This window comes from Solibacillus sp. R5-41, assembly GCF_002736105.1.
Taxonomy (GTDB): Bacteria; Bacillota; Bacilli; order Bacillales_A; family Planococcaceae; genus Solibacillus.
Genome location: NZ_CP024123.1, coordinates 441237 through 457885 on the forward strand (window position 1 = coordinate 441237; position 16649 = coordinate 457885).

Here is a 16649-nt window from a genome sequence, read left to right on the forward strand (position 1 = left end):
GTTATACTAATAGCGCAAATAACGTACTATCCTTATTCACTTCTTTATATTCAAAACCATTTGCGGACATGCGTTCTAATAAACCGACTCGATCATCTGGGTGGCCGATTTCAATACCGACAAGTGCAGGTCCGCTTTCTTTATTGTTCTTTTTCGTATATTCAAACGTTGTAATATCATCATTTGGCCCAAGTACGGATGTTAAAAATTGACGCAATGCACCAGAACGCTGTGGGAAGCTGACGATGAAGTAATGCAGTAACCCTTCATAAATTAATGAGCGCTCCTTAATTTCCTGCATTCGGCCGATGTCATTGTTTCCGCCTGAAATAATGATGACAACAGATTTCCCTCGAATTTCTTCCGCGTAAAAATCGAGTGCTGCAACAGAAAGTGCCCCAGCAGGCTCTGCAACAATGGCATGTTTATTATATAAATCTAGAATGGTCGTGCAAACCTTACCTTCAGGGATAGTAATAATATCATCTAAATGTGTTTTACAAACTTGATACGTTTCATTGCCTGCTAACTTTACAGCGGCACCATCTACAAATTTATCAATCCAATCTAGTGTAGTGGGTCCCTCTTGCTCGAAGGCAGATTTCATACTGGCAGCCCCAGCAGGCTCCACACCAATAACTTTACTATTCGGTGATAGGTTTTTAATATAAGCAGATACGCCAGCCATTAAACCACCACCACCAATACTACCAAAAACGTAGTCTATCGGCTCTTCAATATCATTCATAATTTCAACAGCAACTGTCCCTTGACCAGCAATGACATCTAAATCGTCAAAAGGATGAATAAAAACACGCCCTTCTGCCTCGCAATAAGCAAGGGCACTCGCAGCAGAATCGTCAAATGTATCTCCAGATAGCTGAATTTCAATAAAGTTGCGACCGAACATCCGCACTTGATCAATTTTCTGTTTTGGGGTCGTTTTTGGCATGAAAATGGTCGCTTGAATTTCAAGTTTCGCACAAGCATAAGCAACGCCTTGTGCATGATTGCCTGCACTCGCACAAACAACACCCGTATCACGTGCCTGTTCTTCAATTTTTTTAATTTTATAGTAGGCACCGCGCAACTTAAAAGAACGGACATGTTGCAGGTCCTCTCGTTTAAAATAAATATTTGCCCCATATTTTTCAGATAAATAATCATTACGTTGAAGCGGTGTATGTACGACTACATCCTTTAAAAAATGGTGCGCAATCAAAATATGCTCCACTGCAATTGTTTTCATTTGTGCAACTTCCATTCCCATGTAACCTCCGTTATTTAGATCAAAGTTTAACTTGCTTCAGCAGAAGTCCTCCACTTCTATAAGTGAGGGATGCATGCCAGATACAACCTTAATTCAGTGGGGTTCAATCCCCGGATGAATCAAGTTAAAGCCCCTGGCGGATGTCACAGATTTTTAGCGGAATTTTTTTTGAGCAAGCTAAAAAAAATCTGGACGCAATTACGCCGAGGCGTAATTGATTCAGTTTAACATAAAAAGAAGTGTTAATGTTTTAAAATTCAGTTAATTATGAAATTTCACGAAATAAACACAATGAAAACGCTTTATTGGAGAGTAGAGAGTTCATAAATGAAATGAATTTAAAAGTTGCTTAATGAAATGAAAGTCGTATATCTTAAAGTTAGAACAAGCATAAGGAGATGAAAGACAATGCAGAATACGTCAAAAACAATGTTAACAATGAAAAGAACATTTGCAGTACCTGCAGAAAGTGTTATGAATGCATGGTTGAGCGCGCAAATGATAAAAAAATGGCTTTTTACAATGGAACATACAAATAAAGTGGCTACAAATGAACCGGTGGAGGGGGGGACATGGGAAATTGTAGATCATCGCGGAGGTATAGATTACCGAGCGATAGGTAAGTATTTAACATTGGACCAACCAAATTTAATTCGTAAAACATTTAGAATGCCACAGTTTAGTGAAACTGAGGACATAATTACAGTTGAGTTGAAAAATACGGAAAACGGTTCTGAAATGACATTTACACAAGAAATTACAGTGCCGCATGAAGAAGGTTGGAGTCAAGATGACATTGAAAAGGCAGAAAAAGAATATGTTGTCAGCTCTGAGCAAGGTTGGCACTATATGTTTGAAGGTTTAAAACAACTAGTTGAAACAGGAAAAATTAATTACCCGCAATAATTTACTTTCATAATCATACAAAAAGCCATTTTGACGTATAAATCAAAATGGCTTTTCACTTAAAATATAATATGTGCAATCGCAGCGATGATTGGAATCGAAATAATTGTACGGATTAAGAAAATCGCGAATAGATCCCATAATTTCAACGGTAATTTTGTTCCTAAAATTAATCCACCTACTTCAGATAAGTAAATTAATTGTGTTACAGAAACCGTTGCAATGAAGAAACGCGTTAATTCTGATTCAATGCCAGCACCTAAAACAGAAGGTAAAAGCATATCGGCAAAACCGACAATCATCGTTTGAGCAGCTTCACTCGCTTCTGGAATTTGTAATAATGTTAAAATTGGCTCGAATGGCATCCCTAAAATACGGAATACACTTGTAAATTCAGCAAGCACTAATGCAATTGTACCGAACGCCATAATAATCGGGGTAACGGCAAACCACATTTCTAACACGTTTTTAAACCCACTTGCGATAATTTTACCTAAGTTTTTATTTGATTCAGCTTTCGTTAACGCGTTGTGTAAGCCGAAAGAAAATGCGTTAAAGCCTTCTTGTACATCTTCACGATTCGCAGGAGCTTCTGTACCATCGATTAATGTATCGGCCTTTTGTTTTAACGGATAAATACGCGGCATAATAAAGGCTAAAACGATACCAGAAAAAACGACTGATGCATAAAACTCTAAAAAGTAATCCGCAATGCCAATCGTTTCAATAACAACTAAGCAAAACGTAATCGAAACGACAGAGAAGGTTGTGGCAATCGTTGCTGCTTCACGTCCTGTATAATTTTTTTCTTCATATTGCTTGCTCGTTAATAGAACACCAATCGTTCCATCACCAACCCATGAAGCTAAACAGTCAACTGCAGCGCGCCCAGGAATTTTGAAAAGGGGACGCATAACTTTTACCATCATTGAACCGAAAAATTCAAGTAGACCAAAGTCTGTTAATAAAGGTAATAATAGCCCTGCAAATAAAAATAGCACGAACATAAATGTCACAAGACCAGAAGCCGGATCAATTAATATACCCGCAGTATTTTCACTAATAATGCTTTCAGGACCGACCTGGAATAAGTACATCGTCGTAAAAATGACGGCAAGTACACGCATAATTGTCCAGAACCAGTTGACACGGAATAAAGAATCCATCAGTGTACGTGGTCCTTTTTGTGGAATAAATTGCATGATGACTGACCCAGCTGCTGCAATAGTAAAGGTAATGAGTGCAAACCAATGGATAAACGGCTCGACTTTACCTGCAAGCATATTGGCAAGAATCGCAATTGGAACCTTCATGCCTTCTTCGGTATTAATCGGTGTAATGAATAAAAATACCCCTAATGCCGAAAGTACAACGAACAGGAACCAAGTATAGAAAGGAAATTTTTTCGTCATATATGTTAACCTCTTTTGTTGTCGATTTGTATATTTATACAATATAAACTGAATATATGCAGATGTCTACTCTTTTTGTTAAAGATTAATTTTTCAGATTTTTTAGAGTGATTAAAATTATGAATAACAGTTGGGGGATGTATTTGTGAAAAGTTTGTTATATAGAGTTTCCCTCATATTTATAAATTATATAACTGTATAAAAAAACATTTTATTGTATGAAAAAGGCGAAGGAATAATCCCTCGCCTAAAATAATAATTATACAGTTAGTCTTCAAATGTAATTGGGTAAAATTTTTCGACATTTAACCAGCTGTCTGTTAACGTTTCACCATCGTCTACACGCTTAGCTGTTTCAGCCATCATCCAAGCGGTTTGAGAAGCATGTGCTTGTAAAGCCTTTATTTTATCGTCCTTCACACTACGAATGTCGATTACAATTGGCGCTTCACCAATTTTTTCGATTGTATCATTCGCAAATGCAACCGCTAAAATACGAGGGCGTGATTCTTTTGGCATGCGACGTACTGCTTCAACGACCGCACGAGCTGTTGCTTCATGATCTGGATGTACGGCAAAGCCTGGGAAGAATGTGTAGACAATCGAAGGATTTAATTCCTCGATTAAATTCGTTACAAGCTTCACCATTTTTTCATCATCTTCAAATTCAACCGTTTTATCACGTAAGCCCATCATTCGTAAATCTTCAATGCCCATTGCCACACATGCAGCAAGGAGCTCTTGGCGGCGAATGTCTGGTAAAGATTCACGTGTCGCAAAAGGTGGGTTTCCTAAATTTCGGCCCATTTCGCCTAATGTTAAACAAGCGTATGTAACGGGTACACCCATATTACTATACATACGCACCGTACCAGCAACTGAAAACGCTTCATCATCTGGATGAGGGTAAATAACTAAAACGTGGCGTTCCTCTTGTAAAGTCATTGTATTTCCCCCTTAATAAGCAAATGGCTTTTCGCTAATTTCAAGTGCGACTGCCAGCTTCCCTGTATAATCTAAACCAGCCATTAATAGGCGACCTTCTGTATCCAACTTAAAATGTGTGATGCCCTGCGCATAAACCCAGCCATGCTCCATTTTTAAACCAACACGGTGTGGGGCATCCCCAACAATTTTGCCTAACTCGTAACGTAATTTGACATTGCGGATAAACGCACCTGCATTAAAAAATTTTTCATCGTAATGGGCCGCGTAAGAGCCATTTGTCGTTTCTAAATGAATAAAAACGTCTTTATTTGCAAAAGAATTCAGTAATTGTTGGAGTTCTTGCGTATTTACTTCCTTCATCTTTTAATCCCCCTAAATCGTACTCTCACTTTAGTATAGTAAAATGAGCCGATAAAAGAAAATAGAAAGGCGCGTGTTTCGTCAAAATGAGCATATTTCAGATTCCTTTTACCAATAAAAAAGTCACACAAGGCGACAAAGCATCTTGTGTGACTTTCATTTAGATTGGTCGAATTATGCGATTGTTACACTTGGAATTGTTGTAACGGTTACTTGTGGTGCGCCGAAACGTGGTTTTGCACCGTGCATGACAGGACCAACGTGATCGTTTAAAGCCCAGCCGTGTTTAATAGCAGCTGAAACGAATTCTTTTGCTTCAACAACCGATTCTTCCACAGTGAAGCCGTTTGCTAAGTTCGCACATACACTAGCCGCAAACGTACAGCCTGCACCATGATTATACGTAGAAGCGATTTTCTCAGTTTCAAGTAGCTTGAATTCATTACCATCAAAGAATAAATCTACTGCTTTTTCATGGGCTAATGCTTTTCCGCCTTTAATGACAACGTTTTTAGCACCTAATGCATGGATTTTAGCAGCAGCAACTTGCATTTCTTCAATTGTTTTTGGTGTACCAGTTCCTGCTAATTGTCCCGCTTCAAAAAGATTTGGTGTAACAACAGTTGCGTAAGGTAATAAATAGTTAATCATCGCAGTTGTGTTACCTGGATTTAAAACTTCATCATCACCTTTACAAATCATAACTGGGTCAATGACAACTTTGTCTGTTCCTGATTTTTGAATAGCATCTGAAGCAATTTTAATAATTTCCTCAGTTGACAGCATCCCTGTTTTAACGGCATCTACACCTGTTGAAAGGGCAGTATCAATTTGTTTTTGTAATAATTCAGTAGGGAGCGGTGTTACATTGTGGCTCCATGTTTTTGGGTCCATCGTTACGACAACAGTAAGGGCAACCATGCCATATGTGCCATGCTCTTGGAAAGCCTTTAAGTCAGCCTGCATCCCTGCACCAGCTGATGTATCTGAACCTGCAATTGTTAACGTTTTTTTCAATGACATGAAAAACATCTCCTTATTTAAAAAACAAATTGTTATTTATAGTATTAATTATAACTTGCTTCTGACTGCTTGAAATAGTCAGAATACGAAAAAACTATAAGGTCAGGTGAGGTGATACTTGAATTTTGAGCCAGTATTGATTACTGTTTGGACAGAGGTGAAAGCACATTGATCGAGACTTTAACGAATACGTGGCGTGATATTTTAGCTCCACAATTACAACAACCTTATTTTCAACAGCTCCAGCAATTTTTACAACAGCAATATAGTGAAGAAACGGTTTATCCGAAAAAGTCGGATATTTTGAATGCTTTACAATTAACGGATTTCCCAATTGTAAAAGTCGTTATTTTAGGGCAGGATCCGTATCATGGCATTAATCAAGCGCACGGTTTAAGCTTTTCAGTAAAGAATGGACAAAAGCTGCCGCCAAGCTTGAAAAATATGTTGAAAGAATTACAGGAGGATGTCGGCTGTCCGATTCCGCAAAATGGTGATTTAACAGCATGGGCAGAGCAGGGAGTTCTCCTATTAAATACGGTGCTTACAGTACGTGAAAAAGAGGCAAACGCACATAAAGGACAGGGCTGGGAGGAATTTACAGATGCCATCATTGAACGTATTGCCAACCGTGCAGAGCCCGCTGTTTTTCTTCTATGGGGTAAGCCTGCACAAAGTAAGCGTACATTAATCGAACGTTTTCATAAAAATCATATTATCCTAGAAGCACCACACCCAAGTCCGCTAAGTGCATATCGCGGTTTTTTTGGGAGTAAGCCTTATTCACAAACAAATGCGGCATTAATCGCAATGGGGAACGAGCCGATTCAATGGTGTTTATCCGATTAACTTGCTTCAGCAGAAGTAGGGGAACTCAGGCTAAAGGTAGGGAAAAAGGCTAAATCCGTCACGTCCAGTGACAACGCCTAATTGACCAACATCATTTGACCCAAAGACCCCGGCGGATGTCACAAATTTTTAGAGGATTTTTTCGAGCATGCTTGAAAAAATCTGGACAAAAATTAGCCGAGGTGTAATTGATTTTATGGTAAAGTGTAATAGAAAGAGAGGGAGCAGCTGATGAAAATTGATTGCTTTAAATGTCAATACTTCCGTGTCACATGGGATCAAAATAACCCACGTGGCTGCTCGGCATACGGCTTTAAAACAAAACAGCTGCCGTCCGTCCTTGTAAAACAGTCTTCAGGTATGGATTGTCTAAAGTTTGTAGCTAAAAAACAGGAGGGACAGCGATGATTTCCTACGAAATGATTGTTCAACAAATTGAAAAGCATGCTAGTCAAGCAAAGCAGGTGCGTGGGGAACAGCAAATACGCGAGCAATTATCGGCGATTCGTGCGCTATGTGATGTCGTTTTAGACGAAGGAAAGTCTGTTGCCAAGTTACCCGAAGCCGCACTAAGCGTACATAACATCCAAACATCTTCTATGATGATTTCACAGCTACCTGTCACTTCATCTCAAAAAATAGAGGAAGAAGATGCAAATGGCGAATCGCTTTTTGATTTTTAAGTAGAAACAAGTTTGTATTGAGTAATCAATTAAAAAAGGGGTTTTTATAATGAAAGGTTCTATTATTTCAGGTGCCATTCAAGGCTTTTTAGCGGTAGCATTAGGTGCATTTGCTGCACATGCACTAGAAGACAAATTAGATGCATATAGCACAGACATTTGGAATACGGCGATTCAATATCAAATGCTGCATGCAGTAGCGATTGTTTTAGCGGGTATTTTAATGTCAAAAGCAATTTTTGGCGAAGTAAAACAATTAAAAATTGCCGTTATTTGTTTTAATGCAGGAATCATTTTCTTTACAGGTAGTTTAATTGTGTTAGCTCTTACAGGTATTAAAGTATTAGGGGCCATTACACCGATTGGCGGCGTCCTATTTTTAATCGGCTGGGCTATGATTATAAGCGCAACATTAAAACAAACAAAGTAACGCTTAATTGAATACGGAAAAATCCCCTTTCGACTTGAAATTGAAAGGGGATTTTTTTTATGGATGAACCACACCAGCAGAGAATGTTTATTAAAAGAATAATTTTGATTGAGATATGTCTTTTAATGGAATAAAATAAAGAACTATAAACAATAAATTCTGATAGTTCCGATATTTCAGGTGTGATATAAATTTGCTTTTTTCTAAATTATCACAAAATATAGTATAGTTAGAAATAAGAATAGTTAAGGTGGGAATGTCATGAATCAATTAAAAACAAAGTTGCAAGAAAGCTTTGAAGAAATGGTTATTATTCGACGTTATTTACATGAATATCCAGAATTATCGCATGAAGAAGTACATACCCCGATTTATATTGCCAATTTTCACCGTGAGCTTGGTCTAGAAGTACGTGAACAGGTGGGGGGAAGAGGAGTTGTCGCGACATTAAGAGGGGCAAAACCTGGGAAGACTGTTGCGTTACGTGCAGACTTTGACGGCTTAGCCATTAATGAATTAAATGACATCCCGTATAAATCAAAAAATGACGGAATTATGCATGCTTGTGGTCATGATGGACATACCGCGACTTTGCTAGTTCTTGCAAAAGTATTAACAGAAATGCAAGAAGAGTTAGTAGGGAATGTCGTTTTCATTCACCAACATGCTGAGGAACTCGCACCAGGTGGGGCAAAAGCAATGATTGAAGATGGCTGCTTAGAAGGTGTTGATGTCATTTATGGCACGCATTTATGGGCGCCAACCCCACTTGGAGATGTATTAGTTCGAGAAGGTGCCATAATGGCTGCTGCTGATCGATTCGAGATTACAATTCAAGGAAAAGGTGGCCATGGTGCAGAGCCGCAGCATTCGGTTGATGCGATTGTCATCGGATCCCATTTTGTTACACAGCTCCAAACACTTGTATCGCGTCGCATTGCCCCACTATATTCAGCTGTTGTAACGGTAGGACATTTTGAGGCAATCAATCCTTTTAATGTTATAGCGGATACAGTGAAGCTAAAAGGGACTGTACGTACATTTGATGAAAACGTGCGCCAGCAAATCAAGCAGGAAATTGAACAATTATTACAAGCGACATGTACGGGGATGCATGCGACCTATAAATACGAATATTTTGATGGCTATCCACCAGTAATTAATCATGCAGAAGATACACAATTTGTGGCACAAGTAGCGGAGCAAATTGATGTGGTAAAAAATGTCCAAAAATGTCCGCCATTTATGATTGGTGAGGATTTTGGTTATTATATGCAGCATGTCCCAGGTACTTTTTTCTTTACAGGGGCCAAGGATCCTTGTTGGGACCAGGCGTATCCACATCATCACGGACGATTTAATTTCGATGAACGTGCCATGCTTATAGCAGCGCAAATTTTAGGTGAAGCAACAGTAGCTTATTTAACAAAAAATAATTAATCATCATTGTAAAACAACAAGTGATAGAAGGAAGGTATAGATAAAATGGGTGTTGGAGCAAAATTAAATATTGCGATTTACTCGATTGTTACAGTGTTAATTCTAACAATTGGATTTACTTTTTTAAACTTAAGTAACATTGAGGAGAACTCGGAGGAGGCATTGAATAATCGCGTAGAGCAAATTCGAGCGGCTGAACAAATTCGGTTTGGCTTAGCGATGCAAAGTTTATATGCACGCGCGGTGGTGTTAGATAATTCTGAGGAAAGTATAGAAAAATTGGATTTTTATATGAATTCTTTAAATGAAGAAATTTTAGGCTTAAAAGAAATGGTAAAAAGTCAAGAGATGATTGATTATATTGAAGAAATGGAAAGCTTTAACGAACAATTTAATGTTGGCACAATCAGTTTACTAGAGGCGGTCAAAAAGGAGGATGCGCGATTAGCGAATGGTTATATTAATACGACATTAAAAAAAGCAAACGACGGTATTTTAGAGGTTTCGAATAAAATCGTAGACTATCAAGAGGAAAAACTTGCGGAAATTAATAAAGAAACAGAGACTTCCATCAATAATTCTAAAATAACAGCTTGGTTTTCATTGTTTGTTAGTCTCCTTATTAGTGTAGCTGCAGTTATTTTTATCCGTTTCAAAATTGTTGCCCCACTAAGATTTGTTGTATCAGAGGCGAATGTTATTGCATCAGGAGACTTATCGAACGAAGATATTCAAACGAAATCAAAAGATGAAATTGGACAGCTTGGCCGGTCATTTAATTTAATGAAAAATAACTTAGCTTCACTCATTAAAAATGTTCAACTGAATACCGGACAATTAACGGCTTCTGCACAAGAACTGTCAGCGAGTACGGAGGAAATGTCCGCGACTTCTGAAGACGTAACATTACGCATTAACCAAACTTTCGATACGTCACAAGCTTCGGCCCATGCATCGAAAGAAAGTGCAAATGCAATGGAAGAAACAGCTAAGGGTGTCCAACGAATTGCAGAAGCGACGCAAGTATTACATTCCAACTCTATCGAGGCATCTAATACGGCCGATAAAGGTGGTACGATTATTGAAGAAGCGAAAAAGCAAATGGAAACGATTAATGAAACGACAAACTCTGTGAATTTATTAGTTCAAAAATTAGCACAGCAAACAGAAGAAATTAATTCGATTTCTAAAGTTATTACAAACATTACAGATCAAACGAATTTATTAGCATTGAACGCTGCCATTGAAGCGGCACGTGCGGGTGAGCATGGAAAAGGGTTTGCGGTTGTAGCAGATGAAGTTCGAAAGCTTGCCGAGGAATCAAAAAACTCAGCAAATTCAATTGTTAATTTAACGTTGGAAATTAAAGCGGATACAGGAAATGTAGAGCGAGCAGTTTCAGAATCGTTAATGTCGGTAAAGGATGGCGTCAAAATTATTAGTGAAGCTGGTCAATCGTTCGCATCGATTGAGCAGGCGGTAACTCAAATGACGACTCAAATTCAAGAAATTTCGGCAACTTCTGAGCAAATATCTGCAAGCGCGGAGGAAGTAACTGCTTCTGTCGCAGAAATTGCGGATGGCTCGGGTAATGCAAGTCGAAACTTAGAAATGATTGTAGCAGCAACGGAAGAGCAGGTTACAACGATGCAACAAGTGAATGGCGTAGCAGTGACGTTAAGTGAAAGTGCGCATCACTTACAAAACGAAATTCAACAGTTTAAAGTCCGATAAACGAAAAACGTCACTTCGCTTTTACAGGAAGTGGCGTTTTTCTCAACTATTCGCATCCCACAATCCCTATGTTGTTTGCGGGAAATAATTAAGTTCTTCATCAAATTCAGCATAGTCAAAATAAATCATCGGGAATAAATAACGATGATCCGATTTTAAATCGCGTAAAATAACATGATCTCGACCTGCGGCTTCAACAACACCTCTTACCGATATTTTATTATCAGCTGCACCGGTATTATTAAACGAAAAATGAAATACCCCAGGCTTCCCTCGGTTCAATCGTAAAATATTTTCAATGTAAGATTCCTCACGTGGGAGGGTAGTTCCTGGGTAACTTGGTTGCATCGGAATAGTTGATGGATTCATTTGTTGCATTGGAGATGTCCAATAATAAGTCAAACTCGCATCCTTTCCAAAAGAAAATTAAACTGTCGGCTGGCTATTCATTATAGTTGCAAAAAAAGAAATGTGTCTCAAAGCGACTAGTATTTTATTGCCCGTACCAATGTACAAGTAGGGCTGTGAATTAATCGATCGTCTGAATTGTCGACGATGACTTACCCTCCTTTTCGTACAGTATATGCAACAAGCCCAGAATGATGCTTCAAAAGCCCGGCATAAAAATGGAATATTCGTATATACTAATAATAATTAGTTGGGAAAGTGGGATAATTTTTGGGGTATGGGGAATAAATAAATGAAGAAATGTTGCCTCGTGTTGAAGTAAAGCTCGAGGGGTGAATATGGTGCAATTAGAAATATGGCTGGGCATTATATTTAGTGCAATTTTGGCTTTTGGCGTAGCGATATTTTATGAACAGCCTGTGCATTGGTTTTTATTTATTATTATTATTTTCATCGGACTATTTATTAATACCGTAATCCTCATATTAAAGATGAAGGATGAGAATACATGAAAAAGGTGAGTGCATATGGCAGCTCACCTTTTTTTGCGTGTTTTATTGTTAGACAACAAAAAATCCGTGGGGATAAAACCCACGGATTGAATGTCACACAGCCAATAATTTTTCTAACTTTTCGTTATCTAATAAATTCCCTACTAAAAACTCACCGAATTCACCGTAACGCGCTGATACTTCATCAAAACGCATTTCGTACACGATTTTTTTGAATTGTAGCATGTCATCAGAGAATAATGTAACGCCCCATTCATGATCGTCTAAACCAACAGATCCTGTAATGATTTGCTTGATTTTTCCGGCATAGCTACGTCCGATTAATCCATGAGAATGCATTAACTGACGGCGCTCGTCCATCGGTAGCATATACCAGTTGTCATTGCCTTCGCGACGCTTGTCCATTGGATAAAAGCACACATGTTTCGACTTTGGTAATTCTGGATACAGACGTGCACGCACATGTGGGTTTTGATACGGATCTTCTGTAGATTGTCCAGCTAAGTAGTTAGAAAGCTCGACTACTGAAACATAGGAATACGTTGGAATGGTAAAGTCAGCAATAGCTAGCTTCGCAAATTTTGTCTCCACCTCATGTAATTCTTCTGGTGTTTCACGTAATGTCATCAACATAAAGTCAGCTTTTTGACCGATAATCGCGTAAAAAGCATTCGATCCTGTAGCTGTATTTAAGTGTTCTAAGTATTCGATAAATTCTTTTGTAGCGGCTTCACGTTCTTCTTGTGATACTAATTTCCATGACGCCCAATCAATTGAACGGAATTCATGTAAAGCGTACCAACCATCTAATGTAATTGCTGCTTCATTCATGTTTTTTACACTCCTTATAATTGAAAATGATTCACAGTTAGTGTAGCACAAAAGCAATGAGAAAAATCGTCTGAAACCGAAAAATGCGTGAATTTCATCAATTTGACATGACTTTCATTTGCGGTATGCTTAGGGCATGAAAAAAAGTGAGGAGTACGAAAGATGATGAATTTTTTATCGAAAAAAAAATGGCGTTTTATAGACCAATCTATTAGTGCAAATAAACGTTCACCATTGGAATCCTTTGCGATGGATGATACCCTTTGTCATATAATTGGACAGCAAAAAAGCTATGCAACCATTCGCACTTGGGTGCATCATGATGCGGTTGTATTAGGCATTCAAGATCACCGCTTACCTTATATTGAAGAGGGCATGAATGTGCTAATTCAAAATGGATATGAGCCGATTGTTCGAAATTCGGGTGGTTTAGCCGTTGTACTTGATAGTGGTGTACTTAATATTTCGATTATTTTAGGGGAAGAAAAGCCACTAAGCATTAATGATGCATTTGAATTAATGGTAGACTTAATTCGCGCATTATTTCCAGAAGTGGCTCATAAAATCAAAGCCTATGAAATTATAGGCTCGTATTGCCCAGGCTCCTATGATTTGAGCATAGACGGACAAAAATTTGCTGGTATTTCGCAGCGACGTATGAAAAATGGTATCGCAATTCAAATTTATTTATGCGTTGAGGGCGATGGTAGTGAACGTGCTGAGCGCATAAAACAATTTTATGAAACGAGTTTAAAAGGGGAGCAAACAAAGTTCCAATATCCAATAATTACGCCACATGTCATGGCTTCCTTACAGCAGTTAATCGGACAACCGCTCACAGTCCAGCAAGTGAATGAACGCCTGCGTCAACTGTTAATGGCATGGAATGGACAACTATATGAAACACCGATTCAGTTAGATGAGATGGAACTGTATAACTATTATTTAGCACGAATATTAAAACGAAATGAATCGATGCTACGTTAAAAAAAATAGATTGTTAAGTAAGGGGGAAGTACTACATATGTACTTCGCCCGATTCATTTGTAGGTAAATGGGTAATTAGATTCCCGTTCTTCTCCATTTTAAACGTCGGAGCGACACGTGCATCCTCTGTTTCTAACGTTACAAGGCGACGGGCGCGGTTCATAATCGAAACGAACTGTTCGTAATCTTCCTTAATTGCTTTGTTTTCCGTTTGAATCATAGCAAGCTCTTGTTGAAGCTCTTGTTTTTGTTCTGTTAGTACACCAGCCAGCTTGCGCCATTTTAACACTTCCTGATCAGATGTTTGAGAATGTTGTAATCTTACTAAATAAGCAATTACGATATCTAGTGATAGTGCTGAAAGAGGGATAGATTTCGGCTCCTCCTCAGAAGTTGGTAATAAATAGATTGGGTTGATTCGTCGTTTCGTTGCGGCATTTAACACACGCATTTTTTCTTTGCGCTCTTTTTTTGCCTGTGATAATTCCTCTTCATAAATACGGCGTACAACCGCGTTCCAGCGAAATCCACAAGCCGCTGCCGTACGATTTAATGCATCTCCTGCTTCTTCAAATGCATTTAATTGTGTGCTTCCTTCTTTGACGTGACGTAAAACAGCCTCCGCTAATAATTCGTCATTATCTTGCATCCAAGCATCTTGTCTAGTTTTTGTCATTTAAATGACCTCCTGCCATGTTGATAGATTTGTTGTTCATAATCTATCATGTCCAGATGAGAGGATATTTATTCAATAAAATTGGAAAATCTATATTTTACTGCTCTATCAGACCTTTGGCGGAATTGATAGGAAATTGCTTGAATGAAGTTCACCATTTACGTTACAATAATAAGATAAGAAAAAATTTAATGAACAAATTTCATAAGAAAGGGTGTTGACACTATGGCAAACTTATTTCACGTTTGCGATGAATGTCAGGCCGTTAATTTAAAGACGTTAATTCCTAAGCTACAAGAAATTGATCCAGAAGCAACGATTGAAATTGGCTGTCATTCATATTGTGGTCCAGGCCGCAAAAAAACATTTACATTTGTAAATAACCGACCAGTTGCCGCATTAACTGAAGAGGAGTTAATGGTAAAGGTACTAGACAAACTAAAAAAGTAACGACGTAAACTACTAGGAGCACAGACAGCCTGGTAGTTTTTGTTTTGTTCTGAAAGCGCGTCAATTATAATAGAAAGAAAACAAATGAGGAGGTCGTTAGGAATGGATGTATATGCACAAAAAAAATTGCAGGAAGAAAAGGTTTTTAAAGACCCCGTTCACCGATATGTCCACGTACGCGATCAAGTCATATGGGATTTAGTCGGAACGAGGGAATTTCAACGCTTGCGCCGCATTAAGCAGCTCGGAACAACGTATCTTGTGTTTCATGGGGCCGAACATAGTCGCTTTAGCCACTCGTTAGGTGTGTACGAAATTGTACGCCGCATTATCGATGATGTATTTAAAGGCCGTCCGGAATGGAATGAAGATGAGCGCCTGCTAGTTTTATGTGCGGCACTGCTGCATGATTTAGGACATGGACCATTTTCTCATGCATTTGAAAATGTATTTGAAACCGACCATGAATACTTTACACGCCGAATTCTTTTAGGCGATACAGAAGTCAATAAGGTGCTAAGTAAGGTATCCGCAGACTTCCCTGAAAAAGTAGCGCAAGTAATTGAAAAAACGTATCCGAATGAGCTAGTTGTGAGCTTGATTTCCAGTCAAATTGACGCTGATCGCATGGATTATTTACAGCGGGATGCATATTACACTGGGGTTAGCTACGGACATTTTGATATGGAACGTATTTTGCGTGTGATGCGCCCACGAGAATATGGTGTCATCATAAAATCGAGCGGTATGCATGCGGTGGAGGACTATATTATGTCGCGCTATCAAATGTATTTGCAAATATATTTCCATCCAGTGTCACGTAGCGCGGAAGTCGTACTCCATAACATTTTAAAGCGCGTCAAGCAGCTATGCCAGCAAGATTACCAGTTTAAGCAGGAGCCAACGCATTTCCACTCGTTTTTTAAAGGCAATGTTACGCTAGAGGAATATTTAGCGCTCGATGAAAGCATCATGCTCGCTTATTTTCAGTTTTGGATGCATGAGGAAGATACCATTTTACAAGATTTATGCCGCCGCTTTGTAAATCGCGATTTATTCGTTCATATGGATTTAAATCCCGAGGAAGAGCCAGAGCGGTATGCATGGCTTATTGAACAAGTGAAGTCTGCTGGATTTGATCCAAACTATTATGTGAATGCAGATTCAACATCTGATTCGCCGTATGATTTTTATCGACCAGGCGTGGCATCGACGAAGCGTCCGATCTATTTGGAAATGCCAAGCGGTGAAATTCGCGAGTTAGCCGAGCAATCTCATATTGTCTCCACAATCGCCAACAATATCAAGACAGATTATAAGGTATATTACCCTAAAGAAATACATTTATTGTGATAAAAGACTTTTAATTCATATGAAAAATTGTAGTCCTATAATCTTAAAATAGGTATTTATGTACTGGAATTACTAGAAAATCTTGACAAATAACTAGAGAACCTTTATAAAATAGAGTGTTCCTTTTAGAAATTACTTACTTGTAAGTTAATAAATAGTTTTAAAGACCCGGTTATGTATATAGCCGGTTTTTTCTTACAGATAAAAAACTTGGAAAACTGTGGTAAATGGTTAAGAGAGGAACACGCATCAGAATTTCTCTATCTAAATGGAAATCCAACTATAAAATGTATTTGATTAATAAATAAATGGAAAATTTAGTCGGTTAATGTTTATTAAATTCGAATCAGATTGATAGTCTCGGTAAGTTTTTCATG

The 16649-nt window shown here is 38.3% G+C and carries 19 protein-coding genes; 11 read left to right on the forward strand and 8 right to left on the reverse strand.

Going from position 1 to position 16649, the window contains the following annotated elements:
- Position 1: 1 nt before the first annotated feature.
- Positions 2–1264 (reverse strand): threonine ammonia-lyase IlvA, encoded by a 1263-nt coding sequence (ilvA, locus tag CSE16_RS02115; RefSeq protein WP_099422344.1) that lies wholly within the window; start codon positions 1262–1264, stop codon positions 2–4.
- 414 nt (positions 1265–1678) lie between these two features.
- On the opposite strand from ilvA, the gene CSE16_RS02120 reads away from it, so the two are divergent.
- On the forward strand, positions 1679–2176 hold the full coding sequence (locus CSE16_RS02120) for an SRPBCC family protein (RefSeq protein WP_099422345.1): 498 nt from the start codon (positions 1679–1681) through the stop codon (positions 2174–2176).
- Positions 2177–2235: 59 nt separating this feature from the next.
- Here the strand turns inward: CSE16_RS02120 and CSE16_RS02125 are convergent, their stop codons facing one another.
- The 4 genes from CSE16_RS02125 to thiD all read right to left on the reverse strand — a co-directional run bounded on the left by CSE16_RS02125 (position 2236) and on the right by thiD (position 5919).
- On the reverse strand, positions 2236–3588 hold the full coding sequence (locus tag CSE16_RS02125) for a YjiH family protein (protein WP_099422346.1): 1353 nt from the start codon (positions 3586–3588) through the stop codon (positions 2236–2238).
- 267 nt (positions 3589–3855) lie between these two features.
- Positions 3856–4533 (reverse strand): bacillithiol biosynthesis deacetylase BshB2, encoded by a 678-nt coding sequence (gene bshB2, locus CSE16_RS02130; RefSeq protein WP_099422347.1) that lies wholly within the window; start codon positions 4531–4533, stop codon positions 3856–3858.
- A 12-nt stretch (positions 4534–4545) separates the two neighbouring features.
- Positions 4546–4896, reverse strand: a complete 351-nt coding sequence (locus tag CSE16_RS02135; RefSeq protein ID WP_099422348.1) for a YojF family protein — start codon at positions 4894–4896, stop codon at positions 4546–4548.
- A gap of 174 nt (positions 4897–5070) precedes the next feature.
- Positions 5071–5919 (reverse strand): bifunctional hydroxymethylpyrimidine kinase/phosphomethylpyrimidine kinase, encoded by an 849-nt coding sequence (gene thiD, locus CSE16_RS02140; RefSeq protein WP_099422349.1) that lies wholly within the window; start codon positions 5917–5919, stop codon positions 5071–5073.
- A gap of 168 nt (positions 5920–6087) precedes the next feature.
- Between thiD and CSE16_RS02145 the strand changes: the two genes are divergently transcribed.
- The 6 genes from CSE16_RS02145 (at position 6088) to CSE16_RS02170 (ending at position 11055) form a co-directional block, all read left to right on the forward strand.
- On the forward strand, positions 6088–6768 hold the full coding sequence (locus CSE16_RS02145; RefSeq protein ID WP_371514517.1) for a uracil-DNA glycosylase: 681 nt from the start codon (positions 6088–6090) through the stop codon (positions 6766–6768).
- Between the two features lie 231 nt (positions 6769–6999).
- Positions 7000–7176, forward strand: a complete 177-nt coding sequence (locus tag CSE16_RS02150) for a uracil-DNA glycosylase (protein ID WP_099422350.1) — start codon at positions 7000–7002, stop codon at positions 7174–7176.
- On the forward strand, positions 7173–7451 hold the full coding sequence (locus tag CSE16_RS02155) for a YwdI family protein (RefSeq protein WP_099422351.1): 279 nt from the start codon (positions 7173–7175) through the stop codon (positions 7449–7451). Before CSE16_RS02150 ends, CSE16_RS02155 begins: the two co-directional genes overlap by 4 nt.
- Positions 7452–7500: 49 nt before the next feature.
- On the forward strand, positions 7501–7881 hold the full coding sequence (locus CSE16_RS02160; RefSeq protein WP_099422352.1) for a DUF423 domain-containing protein: 381 nt from the start codon (positions 7501–7503) through the stop codon (positions 7879–7881).
- Between the two features lie 261 nt (positions 7882–8142).
- Positions 8143–9321 carry a M20 family metallopeptidase gene (locus tag CSE16_RS02165; RefSeq protein ID WP_099422353.1) on the forward strand — a complete coding sequence of 393 codons (1179 nt, stop codon included), beginning with the start codon at positions 8143–8145 and terminating at the stop codon, positions 9319–9321.
- A 45-nt stretch (positions 9322–9366) separates the two neighbouring features.
- On the forward strand, positions 9367–11055 hold the full coding sequence (locus tag CSE16_RS02170; RefSeq protein WP_099422354.1) for a methyl-accepting chemotaxis protein: 1689 nt from the start codon (positions 9367–9369) through the stop codon (positions 11053–11055).
- 66 nt (positions 11056–11121) lie between these two features.
- On the opposite strand, the gene gerQ is transcribed toward CSE16_RS02170, so the two are convergent.
- Positions 11122–11433: a spore coat protein GerQ gene (gene gerQ, locus CSE16_RS02175; RefSeq protein ID WP_099425726.1), complete on the reverse strand. Its 312-nt coding sequence runs from the start codon at positions 11431–11433 to the stop codon at positions 11122–11124.
- A gap of 371 nt (positions 11434–11804) precedes the next feature.
- On the opposite strand from gerQ, the gene CSE16_RS21510 reads away from it, so the two are divergent.
- Positions 11805–11975, forward strand: coding sequence for a hypothetical protein (locus tag CSE16_RS21510; protein ID WP_172954344.1), 171 nt, complete (start codon positions 11805–11807; stop codon positions 11973–11975).
- Between the two features lie 93 nt (positions 11976–12068).
- Here the strand turns inward: CSE16_RS21510 and hemQ are convergent, their stop codons facing one another.
- Positions 12069–12806 carry a hydrogen peroxide-dependent heme synthase gene (gene hemQ, locus CSE16_RS02180; protein WP_099422355.1) on the reverse strand — a complete coding sequence of 246 codons (738 nt, stop codon included), beginning with the start codon at positions 12804–12806 and terminating at the stop codon, positions 12069–12071.
- A 162-nt stretch (positions 12807–12968) separates the two neighbouring features.
- Between hemQ and CSE16_RS02185 the strand changes: the two genes are divergently transcribed.
- On the forward strand, positions 12969–13793 hold the full coding sequence (locus tag CSE16_RS02185) for an octanoyl-[GcvH]:protein N-octanoyltransferase (protein WP_099422356.1): 825 nt from the start codon (positions 12969–12971) through the stop codon (positions 13791–13793).
- A gap of 31 nt (positions 13794–13824) precedes the next feature.
- Here CSE16_RS02185 and CSE16_RS02190 read toward each other — a convergent pair whose 3' ends face one another.
- A complete protein-coding gene (locus CSE16_RS02190) occupies positions 13825–14469 on the reverse strand; it encodes an RsfA family transcriptional regulator (protein WP_099422357.1) in 645 nt (214 codons plus the stop codon).
- Positions 14470–14694: 225 nt separating this feature from the next.
- On the opposite strand from CSE16_RS02190, the gene CSE16_RS02195 reads away from it, so the two are divergent.
- Both CSE16_RS02195 and CSE16_RS02200 read left to right on the forward strand, forming a co-directional pair.
- Positions 14695–14919 carry a YuzB family protein gene (locus tag CSE16_RS02195; RefSeq protein WP_099422358.1) on the forward strand — a complete coding sequence of 75 codons (225 nt, stop codon included), beginning with the start codon at positions 14695–14697 and terminating at the stop codon, positions 14917–14919.
- A gap of 102 nt (positions 14920–15021) precedes the next feature.
- Positions 15022–16272 (forward strand): HD domain-containing protein, encoded by a 1251-nt coding sequence (locus tag CSE16_RS02200; RefSeq protein ID WP_099422359.1) that lies wholly within the window; start codon positions 15022–15024, stop codon positions 16270–16272.
- The last annotated feature ends 377 nt before the right edge of the window (positions 16273–16649 follow it).

Excerpts from the sequence above, each read along its gene's own strand:
- gerQ (WP_099425726.1), bottom strand. The coding sequence starts at position 11,433 with ATGCAACAAATGAATCCATCAACTATTCCGATGCAACCAAGTTACCCA.
- CSE16_RS02135 (WP_099422348.1), bottom strand. The coding sequence starts at position 4,896 with ATGAAGGAAGTAAATACGCAAGAACTCCAACAATTACTGAATTCTTTT.
- ilvA (WP_099422344.1), bottom strand. The coding sequence starts at position 1,264 with ATGGAAGTTGCACAAATGAAAACAATTGCAGTGGAGCATATTTTGATT.
- CSE16_RS02150 (WP_099422350.1), top strand. The coding sequence starts at position 7,000 with ATGAAAATTGATTGCTTTAAATGTCAATACTTCCGTGTCACATGGGAT.
- CSE16_RS02195 (WP_099422358.1), top strand. The coding sequence starts at position 14,695 with ATGGCAAACTTATTTCACGTTTGCGATGAATGTCAGGCCGTTAATTTA.
- CSE16_RS02170 (WP_099422354.1), top strand. The coding sequence starts at position 9,367 with ATGGGTGTTGGAGCAAAATTAAATATTGCGATTTACTCGATTGTTACA.
- CSE16_RS02185 (WP_099422356.1), top strand. The coding sequence starts at position 12,969 with ATGATGAATTTTTTATCGAAAAAAAAATGGCGTTTTATAGACCAATCT.
- CSE16_RS02165 (WP_099422353.1), top strand. The coding sequence starts at position 8,143 with ATGAATCAATTAAAAACAAAGTTGCAAGAAAGCTTTGAAGAAATGGTT.
- CSE16_RS02160 (WP_099422352.1), top strand. The coding sequence starts at position 7,501 with ATGAAAGGTTCTATTATTTCAGGTGCCATTCAAGGCTTTTTAGCGGTA.
- CSE16_RS02190 (WP_099422357.1), bottom strand. The coding sequence starts at position 14,469 with ATGACAAAAACTAGACAAGATGCTTGGATGCAAGATAATGACGAATTA.
- CSE16_RS02125 (WP_099422346.1), bottom strand. The coding sequence starts at position 3,588 with ATGACGAAAAAATTTCCTTTCTATACTTGGTTCCTGTTCGTTGTACTT.
- CSE16_RS02200 (WP_099422359.1), top strand. The coding sequence starts at position 15,022 with ATGGATGTATATGCACAAAAAAAATTGCAGGAAGAAAAGGTTTTTAAA.
- thiD (WP_099422349.1), bottom strand. The coding sequence starts at position 5,919 with ATGTCATTGAAAAAAACGTTAACAATTGCAGGTTCAGATACATCAGCT.
- hemQ (WP_099422355.1), bottom strand. The coding sequence starts at position 12,806 with ATGAATGAAGCAGCAATTACATTAGATGGTTGGTACGCTTTACATGAA.
- bshB2 (WP_099422347.1), bottom strand. The coding sequence starts at position 4,533 with ATGACTTTACAAGAGGAACGCCACGTTTTAGTTATTTACCCTCATCCA.
- CSE16_RS02155 (WP_099422351.1), top strand. The coding sequence starts at position 7,173 with ATGATTTCCTACGAAATGATTGTTCAACAAATTGAAAAGCATGCTAGT.
- CSE16_RS02120 (WP_099422345.1), top strand. The coding sequence starts at position 1,679 with ATGCAGAATACGTCAAAAACAATGTTAACAATGAAAAGAACATTTGCA.